The following is a 17,131-nucleotide window of genomic DNA, read 5'->3' as shown; positions in this document are numbered from 1 at the left end:
CATAAAGATTCAGCCAAAACACGATGTCTGTAAATAATCCCCAGAAAGTACTTTCCGGCAGCCAACAACAGATGGTGGTTCATACAAGGTCGTCGGCGCCTTTCTCAAAGGGAATATACTGTGCTATCGGGTTAGATGGAAAGATTGCATTCTAGCTGGACAGTGCTCTAAATTATGACATAGGTGGATCATTGGCCCCTACGACAAAAATGGCCTGACAGCTTATGCAATAATTAGTTGCCAGGCCATCTTACTTCAATTTTTTATAACGTCGCATTATAAATGTTCAGATTGCAGCAGTTGGTAAGATCATTTTCTTATCGTATTCTTCAGCAAGCGCCCGTCTTCAAAAGCTATAAAAATCTCAAATTTCTCCGGTGCGACGCCGAAATTACCGTTGTCAGCCAGCCAGAGGTGCAGTTCCGTGTTTCTTTCGACCTCCATATTGAAAGACCCGTCCGTATTAGACAGTATTCCCCCAGACGCAGCGCGGGTGACTACTATATTCCATACGCCGTTTCCCGGAATAGTGTCCCAGGTACCGCTTTTGCCGTCTTTTGCCTTAACGGTAATGCTTTTTATGGTTCCTTTGGTATTAATGAGCTTGAGTAGCATGTGAGCGTCGGGGTTCGCATCCGCCGAGGCAAGAAGAGAGGAAACCTCTGCCTTCTTTAGGTAGTTCATAGGCCCCTTGCCGCGATAAGTAGCGCGAATTTTGTCAGAAACTTGAGCTCTGTCCGAAGGCATCCCGGCCTTTGAAACCTCTTTTCCTTCTTCGGCACGCACTACATCCTTTTCCAAGATGCTTCCGTCGCTCATGACCACGAGGACTTTGTATTTAACGTCGCCTTCCGTAATAGTTCCATTATCCGTTAGCCATAGATCAAATTCCTTTTTTCCGGAAACATTCAAAGAAATTGAGCCGTTGCTTTCGTTTAAGACGTTTCCGGAAGAGTCCGTCACCGCTACCAGCCATTTTCCGTTTCCTGGTATCGTATCCCATTCCGAGGCGCTGTCATTTCCACGAACTATGAAGTTGATGATCCTTCCCTCGGCTACCATTTCAATGGCGATCTTCCAGTCGGGCTTTCCGTCGCCCTTCAAAGCCTCGCTTCTGGAGGTGAGATCTCCTCTTGTAGGCTCAATCAAAACTGCAGAGAGGATGCCTTTGTCGACGGCCGTTTTTGCAACCTCCTGACGTTCGGCTACCTTGCGCAAGACCGTGCCGTCATTGAACTTAACGATCACTTCATATCGCGTAGCGCCTGCTGCAATGGAGCCGTTGTCAGCGACCCAAAGGTCTAACGTCGTATCGCCCTCTACGGCGAATTTTACGCTTCCATCCTCCCTGTTTCGCAACTTGCCGTCGGTATAGACCGCTATGGCCCATATGCCGTTGCCAGGGGCGGTGTCCCACGCCGAAGATGTGCCGTCCACATTTCGTATCGAAATCTCTTCAACTACGGATACGGTGTTGAATCGGGTTTTAAAGTGAGCATCCCTTACGCCGTCTCGATTGATCTTCTCCGATTTACCCACGACGTCTTTGTCTCCAATCCCCAACAAGACCGCCGATAGTTCTTCGGACTCGGGCAATCCCGGAACTGTTGTCTTAGCGGTCACAGCACTGCCGTCCATGAACGACACAGACACCTCGTATTCACGTTTTTCCGAAAAGGCAGTGCCATCATCGGCAACGTAAAGATGAAGGGTAAGAAAGGCGAAAAAAGGTTTGGTCGAAAATGATCCTGAGGCAGTTGTTATATCCTCTCCCTTGCCATCTCGTACGATCATTCCCCATTTTTCGTTGCCGGGAATCGTGTCCCATGCCCTATCCGTTCCTATAGCCTTAAGTTCTACGCCCGTGATAGCTCCGACACCTTTGAGGGAAACGACGAAATGAGCATCTGGTTTGCCGTCAGGTTTCAAGGTCTCTTTCATCCCAAGAAGGTCCGTTTCGGTGCCCTTAAAGGTAAAGCTTTGTATTTCCCCCATGGCAGCGAAGGCAGGATTTGCAAACAGCACAACAACAAAGGCTGCAAAAAGCAAATAGGCTGCCTTCATCCCGAATTTCATATGATATCCCCCCTTTTTTTAATATATTGTATTGACATATGAATATATAAATATTATAGCATATGGCGATCATAGAGGAGTATTACATGCTTTCAACAATCGCTTCAAGCTGCATTCCATACTTTATGTTAAAAGTATTCTTTGCATTCATAGACCAGCCGTTGCGAAGATAAACAGTTACATCCTTGTTACCAAATACAAACAGTACCGTAACATGCGCATCTTATACTTATTTTGGCAACACAAATTTGGTTTCAGGGGAGGTAGGTTCGGTGAAAAAAGCAGTTAGGGCAAGAAGGATTTTACTAAGTATGATTGTTTGTATGATATTTGCCATTCTTGTTATGCCTGCCACACCTTCAAATGCTCAGCAACTTAGCCTGAAGGAAATAGAGGAGCGCGCAAGGCAGGAGGGCATGATCGTAAGCGTTGGCATGCCCGATGCTTGGGCTAACTGGAAGGATACATGGCGCGATCTGGAGGTCAAATACGGCCTGAAGCATATCGACACCGATATGTCGAGCGCTGAGGAAATAGCCAAGTTCGAGGCGGAAAAGAATAACCCTACAGCTGACATAGGAGACGTGGGCATGGCCTTTGGGCCTGTTGCAGTCGAACGGAAAGTTACACAGCCCTTTAAGACGTCCTACTGGGAGGAAATACCAGATTGGGCCAAAGACAAAGAAGGGCACTGGATAGTGGGATATCTTGGCACTATGGCCGTCATAACAGACAAGTCCCAGGTTAAAAATCTGCCCAGGTCTTTCGAGGACATTAAAAATGGAGATTACAAAGTCGCCATCGGGGATGTGACTAAGGCCGCCCAGGCTCAGATGGCGGTGCTTGCCACAGCGATTGCTCTTGGCGGAGACGAGAGTAACATTAAGCCTGCAATAGACTTTTTTGCGTCGCTTGCCAAACAGGGAAGGTTATTGCTAACCGACGTATTGCCGGCCAATTTCGAAAAGGGAGAGATACCCGTGGGATTTCTGTGGGATTTCAACGCCTTGGGTTATCGGGACCAAATAGACCCCGATCGGTTTGAGGTCAGCATCCCCGAAGAAGGAAGCGTAGTGAGCGGTTACGCAACTATAATCAACAAATACGCCCCCCATCCTCATGCAGCCATGCTCACCAGGGAATACATCTTAAGCGATGCCGGGCAGATCAACCTTGCAAAGGGTTATGCACGCCCGATAAGAAGCAGCGTAAAACTTCCCGAGGAAGTGGCGAAAAAGATGATTCCTATGGAACAATACGCAAATGCAAGGCCGATTAAGGACTTCAAAGCTTGGGAAAACACGGCGAAGATGCTGCCTCAAATCTGGCAGGAACAAGTGTTGGTGTATCTTAGATAGCTGCCATGAATAAGGTAATTCTCGTAATAATAGACGGACTCAGGTGCGATGTGGCCTTTAAGGAAATGCGCTATATGGTCCGTTTGACCAGGGAAGGCTTGGCAGCCAGATTTGCCCTAAAGGCTGAACTGCCAAGCCTTTCCAAACCCTTATACGAGACGCTGCTTACAGGGATTCCTCCTTATATAAGCGGCGTGACCTCTAACGAATTTAAAGGAAGGTCAAGTCAAAAAAGCCTATTTCATCTGACCAGGGAAAAAGGGCTCATCAACGCAGCAGCTGCTTATTACTGGATCAGCGAGCTTTACAACTGCTATCCCTTCGATCCGCCGCTTCACCGCGAACAGGAGAAGGAAGATATGCCAATTCAATTCGGGAGGTTCTACTTCGAGGACGACTATCCCGATTCTCACCTCTTTGTCGATGGTGAAATACTTCGAAGAAAGCATAAGCCCGACTTTTTGCTGATACATCCCATGGGGCTCGATTACTTCGGTCATCTCTACGGAGGTTCATCAAGAGAGTATGCCAAAAAGACGTCAGAAATGGATGGGCTTTTAAGCAAGTACATCCCCCTGTGGCTGGACGACGGCTATCAGGTGATCGTGACGGCCGATCACGGGATGGACGACTTCGGAAACCACGGAGGAGAAAGCAGCGAGGAGCGGGACGTGCCTCTGTTTCTTGTTGGCGACCGATTCACATCGCTATGCTACGAACCTCCTTCGCAGCTTGGGATAGCGCCCTTGATCTGTAGGCTGCTTGAGATAAATCCCTCTGAGGCAATGAACTCTATTACATCGCCTGCATCCTCGGGGGGATTGTCGTGAGGGCGAAGTGGGCGCATATCAGCAAAAACCTCTGGCTTGCAGGCGCGCTTTTTCCATTGGCAGTAATGATCTTCGGATTCGAGCTGCTGCCAATTATGGGGATGCTCCTTGACAGCTTTAGGACGGACGACGGTAATGTTTGGACCTTGGGACAATATATCACCGCTTTAAAAAATCCATACTATCTGGTCGCCATCAAAAACAGCCTGCTCATATCGCTTCTTTCAAGTTTCATTGCAATAGTCGTGGCAGCCTTCGTCGCTTACTTCATAACGCGCCTTAAGCCGAAATCCCAGGAGGCGGTATTGACTTACGTAAATCTCACGGCAAATTTCGCAGGTGTCCCCCTTGCCTTTGCCTACATAATCATGCTTGGCAACAGCGGTCTTTTTACGATCTTATTCCAAAGATGGGGGTTGGATATATTTTCAGAATTCAACCTTTACAGCTGGAGTGGCTTGGTCCTGGTTTACGTTTATTTTCAGCTGCCCTTGGCCATACTTTTGCTTTATCCGATCTACTTTGAGATAAAAGAGCAGTGGCGGGAGGCCGCACATCTGCTTGGGGCTTCAGATATGCAGTTCTGGCTTCAGGTTGGCCTTCCCGTCATTATGCCGGGGCTCGTCGGAACTTTTAGCATTCTCTTTGCCAACGCCATGGGAGCCTATGCCACGGCCTACGCCTTGGTCGGAAGCAATTACAACCTCCTTTCCGTCAGGATTGGCGCGCTGATATCGGGAGATGTGTACGCACGCCCTCATCTTGCAAGCGCGCTGGCCATGCTTCTCGCCTTGAGCCTAATCGCGGCCATGCTTACAAACGAATACATGATGAAGCGGATCAGGAGGGATTTAAAGTGAAGGAAAAGAGGGCACTTCATCGCTTCGCCATAACCTTGATGTTTCTTTATTTGTTCATGCCTTTGATAGCAACCTTCCTATATTCGATTGCCACCGACTGGTACGATACTGTCCTGCCCAAGGGGTTGACTCTCTCTTGGTATGTGAAGCTTTTCCAGGATGTACGTTTCGTAGCGGCTTTGGGGCGAACGCTTTTTGCCTGCTCCGTCGCGGTAGGTTTAAACATTGCCGTGATGGTGGTATCGCTTTTCATCGTCTCTCTTTATCTTCCAAAGTTAGAGCGTTTTCTTCAGGCTTTCGCCATGCTTCCCTACGCCATACCTGGAGTGATTGGAGCCATAGGGCTAATCAAGGTCTATTCCTCCGGACCTTTGGCAATTTCCGGGACAGTCTGGTTATTGATAGGAGCCTACTTCGTCGTCATACTTCCCTATACATATCAAGGAACGCGAAACAGCATGAGGACGGTAGACCTTCCTCAACTCGTCAGCGCGGCCGAGCTTTTGGGTGCTTCCAAGCCTAAAGCCTTCTTTAAGGTTGTACTGCCGAACATACTTCCCGGGATTATGGTATCAGCCCTGCTTTCTTTCTCCGTGCTTTTCGGCGAGTTCGTTTTGACAAACCTCTTGGTAGGCGGATACTACGAAACCGTCCAGATATACCTGATGAGGCGAATGAGAGAAAGCGGCCATTTGTCCAGTGCCGTCGTGATAAGTTACTACCTTTTCGTCTTCTGCCTTTCATGGATCGCGTTAAAGCTGGGCCAAAACTTTAAAAACGGCAATTTTGATAACTTAAGGGGGAAGAAATATGAGTTACCTCATTATAGATAAAGTTACAAAGAAGTTCGATGGTACGGTGGTATTGAATGAAATAAGCCTCGCCGTCGAAAGAGGAGAGCTGGTAACACTGCTGGGGCCTTCGGGCTGCGGAAAGAGCACGTTACTTCGCTGCATCGCCGGGTTAAATGAGGTCGATGGCGGTCGCATACTTTTAAACGACAGGGATATCACCTACCTTGCACCAAGAAAGAGAGGAGTGGGAATGGTATTTCAGTCCTACGCCCTTTTTCCGAACATGACCGTCTACGAAAACATAGCATTTGGGCTAAAAATGCAGGGCCTTAAAGGCAACTATATTGCAGCAAGAGTTAGGGATATGGTCAACCTCGTGGGGTTGGCCGGCAAAGAAAAATCTTATCCAAGAGAGCTTTCCGGCGGCCAGCAACAGAGGGTAGCCCTCGCTAGGTCAATGATCGTGGAGCCTGACGTGCTGCTTCTTGACGAGCCCTTCAACGCACTGGACGCCAAGATAAGAAAGATGCTTCAGATGGAGCTTAAAAATATACAGAAAAAGTCCGGTATGACCATGATCTTCGTCACCCATGACCAGGAAGAGGCTTTGACGATTTCAGACAGGATATTCGTAATAAACGAAGGCAGGGTAGCGCAATCCGGCAAACCTTTGGAGATATACAGCCAGCCTGCAAGCGAGTTTGTGGCGAGGTTCATAGGAAACTTCAATGTCATTAAGGGGGAGGAATTTGAACGGCTCGTGGGAGAACCCCTTTTCTCCGGCAAGAGCTTAGCTATAAGGCCGGAGGTGATCAAGCTTTCCTTGAATGGCGAAAACGGAAAAGGCCATAATGGCTCCTGGCGAATTAAGGGTAAGGTCGTCGGCGTCTTTCTCAAGGGAAATATACTGCGCTATCGGGTTAGATCTAAAGATTGCATCCTAGACGTAGACGTCTTAAATAACAGCCTGGACTGCAGTTTAAATTACGATACATCGGTAGATCTTGTCATTCCAAAGGACGAAGTTAAGGTGCTTAATCTATAAAATATTTATTTAGGCAAGGGATCTCTGAGGCGTCTTTTTGCCCACTGGTCGGCTCTTGCCTCGCGCTCACGAATGATCCTTTGCCAATCTTCCTTGGTACGTACGTACTTAGGGATACTTTCTCTGTCATGTCCTAGCTTCAAATGAGCTATCTCATGAAGGAGGAGGAACCTGAAAAGCTCGCCCGGTGCGATGTCGCGGTTTCCCCAACGGCTGTAGTAATCTTCAGGATCGAAGCTTTGAAGCATCTCCACCCAGGCTTCGCCGTCGGAAGTTATGGAGACTCGCGCGAACATATCGGCGCCAAGATATTCTCTAAAAACCAGTTTCACGCCCCAGCTTTGAGCTAGTGCTTCAAGCCATGTCCTTTCTTCTTCATGGACCGTAATCGTATCTTTCATATCATCCACTGCCTTGTTGTTGTCGTAACATAATTTAATATAACGCAAAACTCACGGCAGGTCACCTTATTCATTCGCATTTATCCCTAACTATTCGATAATCGAATCATTTCCAGAACTTCCGCTCTGAAAGTACCCTGACGCTTCTGATATATCGTCGCAAAATAACATCGACGTATCAGGGTGGAAACGAAAAATTCAAGATTAAAGATCCGACCCTCAAAGTTGACAAAGGAAAGAGAGGGGTTTTATAATGATCTGAAAATTAAACTTTAGATTAAATTATACTATATAACGGAACTTCTGTTGATGATTTGGAAAGGAGCAAAGCTAGATGTCTTCTGAAAGCATACTTGTCCTGGGTTCTGGGCCCATAAAGATAGGCCAGGCTGCGGAGTTCGACTATGCGGGAAGCCAGGCCTGCAAGGCACTTCACGAAGAAGGTTACCGCGTGATACTGCTCAACAGCAATCCCGCTACTATACAAACGGATACGGCGATGGCAGACATTGTTTACATAAAACCCCTAACGGCCGAAGCCGTTGAGGCCATAGTCGAAGAACATCACCCCAAAGGTGTTATAGCCACATTGGGCGGGCAAACCGCCCTTAATTTATGTGTGGAGTGTGAAGAAAAAGGCATATGGAAGAAAGCAGGCGTCAGGATCCTTGGGACTCCGATATCCGCCATAAAGGCTGCCGAGGGAAGGGAATCCTTCAGAAACCTTATGAAAAGCATTGGCCAACCCGTCCCCAAAAGCGTTGCCGTTTCCTCGATGGAAGAAGCCCTGGAGTTTTCCCAAAGCCAAAGATTTCCCCTGATCGTCAGGCCTGATTTTACCTTAGGAGGCACCGGCGGAGGCATAACCTGGAACGAGGAAGAATTAAAGGAAAGAATTAAAGAGGGCCTGCAGGCCTCTCCCGTCCACAGGGTATTGGTAGAAAATTATCTTTTAGGGTGGAGAGAGATAGAGCTTGAGGTGATAAGGGACGCTAGAGGCGACTGTTTGTGCGTCTGCGGGATGGAAAACGTCGACCCCATGGGGATTCACACGGGAGACAGCATCGTCGTCTCGCCTGTACTAACCCTTACGAAAGAGGAGTGGAACCTTTTACGCACGGCCGGGTTGGCAATTACGAAGGCTTTGGACGTGCGCGGGGCCTGCAACGTGCAGTTTGCCCTTTCGCCCGAGGGCAATTCCTACTACGTCATAGAGGTAAATCCCCGCGCCAGCAGGTCAAGCGCCCTGGCAAGCAAGGCCACGGGATATCCCATAGCGAGGATAGCTACAAAGATTGCCCTGGGCAAAGGCCTGGCGGAACTTCCAAACCCCATCACGGAAAAGGGCAACGCCTTGTCGGAGCCCGAGCTTGATTATATCGTAATTAAGCACCCCCGCTGGCCCTTTGAAAAGTTTCCCACCGCCAATATTCGGCTTGGGACGCAGATGAAGTCCACCGGCGAGGTCATGGCAATAGGAAGCTCCTTTGTGCACGCACTACTTAAGGCCTTCCGTTCGTTGGACGCATCCTCACCCCTCACCGACAAATACTTTAAAAAGGCCACAAAAGACGAGCTGTGGCAGCACTGCATACTCCCAACCCACAGGCGTATGGGAGCCATCCTGGAGCTCTTAAGGCGCGGTGAAGCCATAAATGACATTTCGGACGCTACGGCCATACATCCCTATTTTATAACACAACTTCAACAGATCGTTTCGATAGAAAAAGGGTTAAAAACCGGACTTACCCGAGATGTGCTAACAGAAGCCAAACGTGCGGGTTTTGGCGACGAAGATATCGCTATTATCTGCGAAATGTCGGCAGAGGAGATATCGGGCTTGCGTCAGAGCCACAATATAGAGATAAAGCACAAAAAGGTAGGAGGAGAAGGCTCTCGATTCGGGTACTTCTATGGCGTTTACGAAGATGACGCTCCTTTAGTCGCTCCTTGCGATGATGCTCGATCAATCATCGTTTTAGGCTCAGGTCCAATAAGAATAGCCCAAGGGGTTGAGTTTGATTACTGTTGCGTAAAGGCCGTTGAAAGCTTGAGGCACAGGGGCTTTAGGGCCGTAATGGCAAATAATAACCCTGAGACGGTCAGTACCGATCACGACATTTCCGACGCCCTTTACTTCGAGCCCCTCCACGTCGAAGACGTTAAGGCCATTCTGAAGCGCGAAAGGGCCGAAGGGTTTTTCTGCTCCTTTGGAGGGCAGACGTCGCTAAAATTGGGCCTTGCCTTGGCAGGAGAAGGTTTTAGCATGTTGGGCACAAATGCATCGGCGATCGTAGAGGCCGAGGATAGAGGACGTTTTTGCGATATACTGCACAAGCTTGACATACCCTATCCTCCGGGAGAGGCTGCAAGGAATTTGAAGGAGGCCGTGGATATCGCCGAAAGGTTGGGCTTTCCGGTGATGATAAGGCCCAGCTTCGTCATAGGCGGAGTCGATATGCAGGTAGTTTACGAAATGGAGGAGTTCAAAAAGCTTGCCTCTCTTGCCTTTTCCCATGCTCCCGGTGTCGCCCTCCTGATCGATCGTTTTCTTCAGGGAAAGGAGTTTGAAGTCGATGCCCTTTGCGACGGAAAAGACGTACTGATCCCCGGTATATTCGAGCACCTGGATCCTGCAGGCGTGCATTCCGGCGACTCCATCGCACTCTTTCCTGATTTTTCCCTTTCTCCACGGGAAAAAGATGAAATGCTTCGTATAGTTTCTTGCCTTTCTGAAGTATTAAACGTAAAGGGGCTTTTCAACGTACAATTCGTCCGTCACGACGACAAGCTTTACGTAATAGAGGCAAACCCGCGGGCCAGCCGAACCGTTCCCATAGCCAGCAAGTTGACGGAAATTCCCATGATAGATCTGGCCGTCGGCATCGCCTTGGGAGAAAGCCTTAAAGGCGCAGGTTACGGGCTTGGCATTTTGGATTATAAAGGGCCAATGGGAGTAAAAGTACCCGTCTTTTCCACGGAAAAGCTTCCCGGAGCAGACAGCAGGCTCGGTCCGCAGATGCAGTCCACTGGAGAGTCTTTAGGCGTGGGGGAGACCTTTGCCGAGGCTTTATGGGAAGCCCTGCAGGGCGCGGGATGGAAGATCCCGGAGAAGGGCAACATCCTTTTTAGCGTCAGAGATGACCAAAAATCTCTGCTGGCTCCTGTAGCTTCTATATTTTACAATCTGGGATGGGAAATTTACGCTACACCTGGCACGACAGCGGCGCTAAAGAAATGGGGGTTGCCCTCCAAAGAGGTTCTCAAGGGGGCGGAGCTTATATCGGCCATTCGTTCCAAAATGTTCGACGTTTTTGTAAACATACCTTCCCTTCAAACGGATACACTGAAGGACGGCTATGCCATGAGAAGGGCGGCCATTGAATGCCGGGTGCTTTGTCTTCATACGCTTGAAGCAGCTCAGGCCGTAGGCTCATCCCTTACGGGCAGAAACCATACTTAATATAGCCGATTGATTATCCTTAAAGTCGCATAGGCGCGATATCTTCTCATATAAACAGTTGTATTCGTAGGTCATCTACTTTAAAGCCAAGCCGGGAAAGATATCGCGCATTAGAGCTTTTTTGTCTCGCTCAGAGCTTCATCGTAATTGTTGTCTTTAATCAATTTTTTTTTATGTTCAAGGCTTCAGTGGTATTGCTCAAAGGGGGCGCCTCCTTAAATAAAAATCCTTTGCCCAAGTTCCTGCTTTTGTGTAAACTTCCTTTAGGCTAACAGCCGGATGAAGAACACTCCGCGGATGCTTAGAAGGACCCAGCCTCGCGAGCCAACTTCTTTTTATGCTTTACATATACCTTCCTCCAGCGTCCGGTGCTAAAGAAAAGTATGATTCCAAAATGAAAACGGAAATGGCAAATGCGAAGTTTATCTTAAGGTATTCTCCTGCATATACAAAAACATCACCTGTGGCTCCAAAAAGCTTTAAAATGGGATCCACCAGAAAAAGCGCAACTAATAACATTACGCCCGATCCGATAATACCCAAAATAAGCGTTTGCCCTAAAACAATATCCGACATCTCGTGATTTCCTTCTCCGGTAAAGTGTGCGATGAAAGCCATCGTTCCTACGGCAATGCCCTGAACCAACATCGCGAGTACCGCTACAACTGTACCGGCAATAGCAAGCGCGGCTACTTCAACATGTCCTAATTCACCGACAAAATATAAGTCCACCATCGAGAAAAGATCCTGCAGCAACCTGCCAATCATCATTGGAGCTGCAAGCTTCCATTCGTAAAATTCACTCACTTACTTAAAGCATATCTGCAAGTTATATCATACAACCATAAAGATATTTACACGTATCGAAGGGTGTACAAACCCACGAGGATCTGCAATCTGCGAATCGCCAATTTTATCTAGACTCCAAACTTGACCCTCTGCGAATGCCTGCAATATAATGTTTATGACATAAATGAAATGAACCTCAATGTCTGCTACATATCATCTGCAAATGCCTGCAATATAAATAATGTTTATGACATAAATGAAATGAACCTCAATGTCCTCTACTTAAAGAAAGGGGGGAATAGAGCAAAGATTATCCCTGGGAAGAAGTCAAAAAGCAGCTGTAATTAGGGTGGCTAGTTGTTTGTGAGGGGGATTTGCGTTTATAAAAGGCGTCGTTACGTCACGATCGCGATATCGCGATAAGGAGGAGTGGTTAAATGAGAAGGTTATTTCACGTAATGGTGGTTGCTATTGTTGCCATAGCTTTTGCAAGCGTGGCTTTTGCCGGTCCCACCAAGGTGGGGATCATGACAGGCACCACATCTCAAGGGGAAGAAGAGTATAGAGCCGCACTTGAGATGATCGAAAAATATGGCAAAGACAGGGTAATTCACGTAACCTACCCTGATAAATTCATGGACGAGCAAGAAACCACTATTCAACAAATCATGAGCATGGCTTCCGACCCGGACGTAAAGGCCATAGTGTTGGTGCAAGGTGTTCCCGGTTCGGCAGCGGCCATCGATAAGGTTAAAGAATTTCGTCCCGATATGTTTTTCATCAATATAGTTCCCCATGAAGATCCTTTGTTAGTCATCCAAAAAGCAGATATTTGCCTTGAGACAGATAATCCCATGCGTGGTGTCACGATCGTTGAGCTAGCTGAAAAAATGGGCGCCAAGACCTTCTGTCATATTTCCTTCCCCCGACACATGTCTTATCCCCTTCTTGCTGAGCGCAGGGACATCATGAAGGCTGAATGCGAAAAGCGAGGGATTGAGTTTGTTTTCATCAACGCACCCGATCCAACCGGAGATGCCGGAATAGCTGGAACACAGCAATTCATCCTGGAAGACATTCCCCGTCAGGTGGAGAAATATGGCGTGGATACTGCCTTTTTCAGTACGAACTGTGGAATGCAAGAACCGTTAATAAAGGCTGTCATGACGACAGGAGCCATCTTCCCTGAGCAGTGCTGTCCCAGCCCTTATCACGGATACCCTGGAGCACTCGGGATAGAGATACCCCCAGATAAAGCTGGAGATGTGGAATTCATCTTAAAAGCCATTGAAGAAAAGGTTGTCGAAGCAGGCAGGGCCGGAAGATTTGCGACTTGGAAAGTTCCCGCCAACATGGCATTTACCTATGCTTCAACTGAGTATGCCTTTGATGTCGCCGATGGCAAAGTATCGGGGTACGATAGAGCTCATATGGAAAAGCTGCTTTATAAGTACTTTGGAGAAGAGTCCAGGGTAAGATCGTACGAAAACGTCGAAGCTGGAGTAAAAGCAGATAACTTCTTGCTCATCGTTGGGGAGTCAATAATCTTTGGCGCAAATAAATAGAGAGCATACGTTTGAACAAAGACATTAAAAGCTCTAGCGGGGTTGCTCGCCAATGAGCGACCCCGCTACGTTGTAGCTTACTTTATCTGAAGGAGGGAGGAATTTCTTAATGGAAGCTCCCCGTCTGGAATTGCGAGATATAAGCAAGGAATATTTCGGCAACAAGGTTTTGCGCTCAGTGAATCTTTCTGTTGCCCCCGGCGAGATTCACGGCCTAGTTGGTGAGAATGGAGCCGGAAAATCAACGTTAATGAATATCTTGTTTGGGATGCCAGTCATAAGAAATACGGGAGGTTTTGAAGGCAGGATTTTTATGGATGGAGAGCCGGTAGAAGTAAACTCGCCCTATGATGCCCTGGAATTAGGGATCGGCATGGTGCATCAAGAATTCATGTTGTTACCCGGGCTGACCATAACGGAAAACATAAAGATAAACCGTGAAATCGTTAAAGATAACTTATTTAGCAAGTTGCTTGGAAAAAAACTTGGAATCCTTGATTTTGAAAGAATGAAAAAGGATGCAAGGAAAGCATTGGATCGGGTTGAGTTAAATATAGATGAAATGTTGCCCGTCCTTGGATTGCCCGTTGGATTTATGCAGTTTATTGAAATTGCCCGAGAGCTGGATAAAGAGTCTCTAAGACTGCTGATCCTGGATGAGCCTACAGCCGTACTGACGGAAAAAGACGCCGAAACGCTGATAGAGGTAATGAAAAAGCTCTCCAGAGAAGGCATTTCTATCCTTTTTATAACTCATAGGTTAAATGAGGTCTTGCGAGTGGCCGATAATATCACTGTTCTCAGGGATGGTGAAGTGGTCGGTAAGCTTCCATCGTCGGAAGCCACCATTGATGTCCTCGCAGAACTCATGGTTGGACGTAAAGTCGATATATCAGCTCGAGCTCGCAGGGGTTTTGAAGAAGACGCGAAACCGATACTCACGATTAAAGACCTTCACGTCGATATGCCGGGAGAAAGAGTTTCGGGCTTGTCTTTAAATGTTCGTGAGGGAGAGATATTGGGGATCGGCGGCTTAGCCGGTCATGGGAAAATAGGAATCGCCAATGGCATCATGGGATTATACCCTGCCAGAGGTTATGTTCACGTCGCAAACCATGGCGAAGTTGAGCTTAACTCTCCGCTTTCGGCGCTAAGCAGCGGCATGGCCTTTGTCTCAGAAGATAGGCGAGGAATGGGACTTCTTTTAGACGAAACGATAGAGCTTAACATCGCTGTCCAGGCCTTGTTGAGCCGAGGCAAGTTTCTTAAAAAATATCTACTTAACATGATAGACAGAGAGTCAATCCGAAAACACGCACTTAAAATGATTAAAGATCTGGATATACGCTGCACCGGTCCAAATCAAATAGTAAGGCGTCTGAGTGGAGGCAATCAACAAAAGGTCTGCATAGCCAAAGCACTCACCTTGGAACCGTCGATCCTTTTTGTCTCTGAACCGACACGTGGGATTGATGTGGGCGCTAAAAAGATCGTACTCGATCTGCTTTTGCAGCTGAACCAAGAGCTGGGAGTCACAATTATCATGACATCTTCCGAACTTGCCGAACTTCGTTCCATTTGTGACCGGATTGCCATCATTTACAGAGGTCGCTTGCAGGGCATCCTTCCCGTTGACGCGAGCGACAAAGAATTTGGCTTAATGATGGCAGGGGAACTTTCGGCTGTTAAGGAGGGGGTATTTTGATGACTTCGGGTGATTTCAACGAACATAGCTTATGGCCAAGGATAAAAGAAGGCGTCGCAAGTTTTGGAGTAGCCAGATCCATAATACTCCTTTTTTTGATCATCCTCTTAATTGCTGCACTGATCTTAGATCTTCCCATGGATCAGATACTTTCGAGCATGCTGAGTCGTTTCGGAATGAACGTCATCCTGGTTTTGGCCATGATTCCAACGATAAGATCAGGGACAGGGCCTAATTTTGGCCTTCCACTGGGAATTTCCTGTGGACTAATTGCGGCCGTGCTCAGCATAGAACTTGATTTAAGGGGTTTTCAAGCCTTTTTCTTTGCGGTTGGTCTGGGTGGAGCGTTAGGTGCCATAGCAGGTTATTTGTATGGTTTACTGCTCAATAAGGTCAAGGGGCAGGAAATGACGGTGGGAACATATTTTGGTTTTTCAATCGTTTCATTGATGTGCATTTTTTGGTTCTTGGCGCCCTTTAAAAGCCCTGAAATGATTTGGCCCTACGGGGGAAGTGGCCTACGTGTAACTATAGCCTTGGAAGGCCGCTTCGACAAGATTTTAAATAACTTTCTTGCCTTTGATGTCTTTGGTGTCACAATACCAACGGGATTGCTACTTTTTTACGGAGCTTTTTGTTTAATAGTGTGGCTTTTTATGCATTCTAAAACCGGAGTGGCTCTTTCGACGGTGGGAGAAAGTCCTCGTTTTGCAGAATCCTGCGGTCTTTCCATAGATCGCTATCGTACTATAGGTTCCGTAGTTTCTCAAGCCTTGGCAGCAGTGGGCATCATCGTATATGCCCAGACATTTGGTTTTTTGCAACTTTACATGGCCCCTCTTTTCATGGCCTTTTTTGCTGTGGCATCCATACTAATAGGAGGAGCAACCTTGAACCGAGCGACCATCTGGCATGCCACGGTAGGTTGTTTTCTTTTCCAGTCGATCCTGGTTGTTTCTATGCCCGTTGCTAACCTGATCATATCTGAGAATCTTGCTGAGGTCGCAAGGATAATAATAAGCAACGGCATCATTCTTTATGCATTGACACGCCGGGAAATTGGAGGTGGCGCCTAATGGCTAAAGATGAAAAAGTTCTCTCTTCGACTTCAAACAACATGCATGAATCGCAAAAAAAACAATTCGAGCTGAAGTGGTTTTTGCGCAAAAATATCGTGCCCGTTTTTTTCTTTGTGCTGTGCGTCATTGGTGGGTACTACAGCGGATTACCGCTGCCTTTTTTACTCAATGAGATCATCACTCGGATGGCCCGAAACAGTTTTTTAGTGATCTCCCTCATAATTCCTGTTTTGGCCGGCATGGGACTAAACTTCGGCATCGTATTAGGGGCCATGGCCGGGCAATTTGCCTATGTCGCCACGGTAAATTGGCAAATGGCAGGGCTGACTGGCTTTACGACGACTGCACTTTTATCGATACCCTTAGCCATTTTGTTTGGCTGGTTAACGGGGATTCTTTTTAACCATGCAAAGGGAAAGGAAATGATCACGGGAATCATATTAGGATTTTTTGCAAACGGCATCTACCAGTTAATATGTCTTTACTTCATGGGAAACATCATACCCATAAAAGTTCCATCGATGCTCATTCCTGGCAGTATAGGACTGAGGAATACTTTGGATATTAAATCCATGCAATACGCCCTGGATAACCTTTTAAAAATACAAGTGAAGATCCCGGGTCACGTTTTCCCGGTGTCAATACCCGTTGCAACTTTTCTGGCGATTTTGGCCTTGTGCCTCTTTACGCATTACATTGTAAAAACTAAGCTTGGCCAGGAGTTTAGAATAGTGGGGCAGGACATGTATGTTGCAGAGGCATCGGGCATCAACGTGGATAGAGTCAGGATTATCGCTGTTATCCTTTCAACGATATTAGCCGGCCTTGGACAGGTTATTTTTCTCCAGAACTTGGGCAACATCAATACTTATGGAAGTCACGTCCAGGTCGGCACTTTTGCCGTTGCAGCCATATTGATTGGAGGTGCATCTGTTAAAAAGGCCACAGTTGGTCAAGCTTTGCTTGGAACGCTTTTGTTTCATACCCTTTTTATAGTGTCTCCCCTTGCAGGAAAAAACCTTGTCGGAGACGCAATGATAGGGGAGTACTTCAGGGTTTTTGTGACATACGGAGTAATAGGCGTTGCCTTGGCGCTTCACGCCTGGCAGAGCTTACAAGAACAAAGAAGAATAGCATTGCTTAAAGCTGATATCAGTGGAGAATAA

The 17,131-nt window shown here is 47.3% G+C and carries 13 protein-coding genes; 10 read left to right on the top strand and 3 right to left on the bottom strand.

The window, feature by feature from the left end:
- Window positions 1–309 precede the first annotated feature (309 nt).
- Window positions 310–2,076, bottom strand: a complete 1,767-nt coding sequence (locus HMPREF1705_RS10175) for a hypothetical protein (protein WP_009200875.1) — start codon at window positions 2,074–2,076, stop codon at window positions 310–312.
- Window positions 2,077–2,348: 272 nt separating this feature from the next.
- Between HMPREF1705_RS10175 and HMPREF1705_RS10170 the strand changes: the two genes are divergently transcribed.
- The 5 genes from HMPREF1705_RS10170 to HMPREF1705_RS10150 are packed head-to-tail and all read left to right on the top strand — an operon-like array spanning window position 2,349 to window position 6,963.
- Window positions 2,349–3,434 carry an ABC transporter substrate-binding protein gene (locus HMPREF1705_RS10170; protein WP_040347917.1) on the top strand — a complete coding sequence of 362 codons (1,086 nt, stop codon included), beginning with the start codon at window positions 2,349–2,351 and terminating at the stop codon, window positions 3,432–3,434.
- A gap of 5 nt (window positions 3,435–3,439) precedes the next feature.
- Window positions 3,440–4,264, top strand: coding sequence for an alkaline phosphatase family protein (locus HMPREF1705_RS10165; RefSeq protein ID WP_009200877.1), 825 nt, complete (start codon window positions 3,440–3,442; stop codon window positions 4,262–4,264).
- Window positions 4,261–5,124, top strand: a complete 864-nt coding sequence (locus HMPREF1705_RS10160) for an ABC transporter permease (protein WP_009200878.1) — start codon at window positions 4,261–4,263, stop codon at window positions 5,122–5,124. The genes HMPREF1705_RS10165 and HMPREF1705_RS10160 overlap by 4 nt, the downstream gene beginning before the upstream one ends.
- Window positions 5,121–5,957, top strand: coding sequence for an ABC transporter permease (locus HMPREF1705_RS10155; protein WP_009200879.1), 837 nt, complete (start codon window positions 5,121–5,123; stop codon window positions 5,955–5,957). The genes HMPREF1705_RS10160 and HMPREF1705_RS10155 overlap by 4 nt, the downstream gene beginning before the upstream one ends.
- A complete protein-coding gene (locus tag HMPREF1705_RS10150) occupies window positions 5,935–6,963 on the top strand; it encodes an ABC transporter ATP-binding protein (protein WP_009200880.1) in 1,029 nt (342 codons plus the stop codon). Before HMPREF1705_RS10155 ends, HMPREF1705_RS10150 begins: the two co-directional genes overlap by 23 nt.
- 5 nt (window positions 6,964–6,968) lie before the next feature.
- Here the strand turns inward: HMPREF1705_RS10150 and HMPREF1705_RS10145 are convergent, their stop codons facing one another.
- Window positions 6,969–7,364: an LplA protein gene (locus HMPREF1705_RS10145; RefSeq protein WP_009200881.1), complete on the bottom strand. Its 396-nt coding sequence runs from the start codon at window positions 7,362–7,364 to the stop codon at window positions 6,969–6,971.
- Window positions 7,365–7,698: 334 nt separating this feature from the next.
- Between HMPREF1705_RS10145 and carB the strand changes: the two genes are divergently transcribed.
- Window positions 7,699–10,827, top strand: coding sequence for a carbamoyl-phosphate synthase large subunit (gene carB, locus HMPREF1705_RS10140; protein ID WP_009200882.1), 3,129 nt, complete (start codon window positions 7,699–7,701; stop codon window positions 10,825–10,827).
- A 342-nt stretch (window positions 10,828–11,169) separates the two neighbouring features.
- Here carB and HMPREF1705_RS10135 read toward each other — a convergent pair whose 3' ends face one another.
- Window positions 11,170–11,634 (bottom strand): MATE family efflux transporter, encoded by a 465-nt coding sequence (locus HMPREF1705_RS10135; protein WP_009200883.1) that lies wholly within the window; start codon window positions 11,632–11,634, stop codon window positions 11,170–11,172.
- A 419-nt stretch (window positions 11,635–12,053) separates the two neighbouring features.
- Here HMPREF1705_RS10135 and HMPREF1705_RS10130 point away from each other — a divergent pair, with 419 nt between their 5' ends.
- From HMPREF1705_RS10130 to HMPREF1705_RS10115, 4 genes are all read left to right on the top strand, one after another.
- Window positions 12,054–13,181 (top strand): DUF3798 domain-containing protein, encoded by a 1,128-nt coding sequence (locus HMPREF1705_RS10130; protein ID WP_040347920.1) that lies wholly within the window; start codon window positions 12,054–12,056, stop codon window positions 13,179–13,181.
- Window positions 13,182–13,290: 109 nt separating this feature from the next.
- Entirely contained in the window at window positions 13,291–14,886 is a 1,596-nt protein-coding gene (locus HMPREF1705_RS10125) for a sugar ABC transporter ATP-binding protein (protein ID WP_009200885.1), read from the top strand.
- A complete protein-coding gene (locus HMPREF1705_RS10120) occupies window positions 14,886–15,962 on the top strand; it encodes an ABC transporter permease subunit (protein ID WP_009200886.1) in 1,077 nt (358 codons plus the stop codon). The genes HMPREF1705_RS10125 and HMPREF1705_RS10120 overlap by 1 nt, the downstream gene beginning before the upstream one ends.
- The gene (locus HMPREF1705_RS10115; RefSeq protein WP_009200887.1) at window positions 15,962–17,131 is read left to right on the top strand and encodes an ABC transporter permease; all 1,170 of its coding nucleotides are present in this window, start codon (window positions 15,962–15,964) and stop codon (window positions 17,129–17,131) included. Before HMPREF1705_RS10120 ends, HMPREF1705_RS10115 begins: the two co-directional genes overlap by 1 nt.

Origin of the sequence: Acetomicrobium hydrogeniformans ATCC BAA-1850 (genome assembly GCF_000160455.2) — a bacterium.
GTDB classification, from domain to species: Bacteria; Synergistota; Synergistia; order Synergistales; family Acetomicrobiaceae; genus Acetomicrobium; species Acetomicrobium thermoterrenum.
Note: the sequence above shows the minus strand (reverse complement) of the source record. Positions and strands in the feature narration are given on the sequence as shown.

Coding starts and splice junctions, on each gene's coding strand:
- HMPREF1705_RS10175 (WP_009200875.1), bottom strand. CDS start 2,076: ATGAAATTCGGGATGAAGGCAGCCTATTTGCTTTTTGCAGCCTTTGTT.
- HMPREF1705_RS10165 (WP_009200877.1), top strand. CDS start 3,440: ATGAATAAGGTAATTCTCGTAATAATAGACGGACTCAGGTGCGATGTG.
- HMPREF1705_RS10150 (WP_009200880.1), top strand. CDS start 5,935: ATGAGTTACCTCATTATAGATAAAGTTACAAAGAAGTTCGATGGTACG.
- HMPREF1705_RS10145 (WP_009200881.1), bottom strand. CDS start 7,364: ATGAAAGATACGATTACGGTCCATGAAGAAGAAAGGACATGGCTTGAA.
- carB (WP_009200882.1), top strand. CDS start 7,699: ATGTCTTCTGAAAGCATACTTGTCCTGGGTTCTGGGCCCATAAAGATA.
- HMPREF1705_RS10130 (WP_040347920.1), top strand. CDS start 12,054: ATGAGAAGGTTATTTCACGTAATGGTGGTTGCTATTGTTGCCATAGCT.
- HMPREF1705_RS10125 (WP_009200885.1), top strand. CDS start 13,291: ATGGAAGCTCCCCGTCTGGAATTGCGAGATATAAGCAAGGAATATTTC.
- HMPREF1705_RS10120 (WP_009200886.1), top strand. CDS start 14,886: ATGACTTCGGGTGATTTCAACGAACATAGCTTATGGCCAAGGATAAAA.
- HMPREF1705_RS10115 (WP_009200887.1), top strand. CDS start 15,962: ATGGCTAAAGATGAAAAAGTTCTCTCTTCGACTTCAAACAACATGCAT.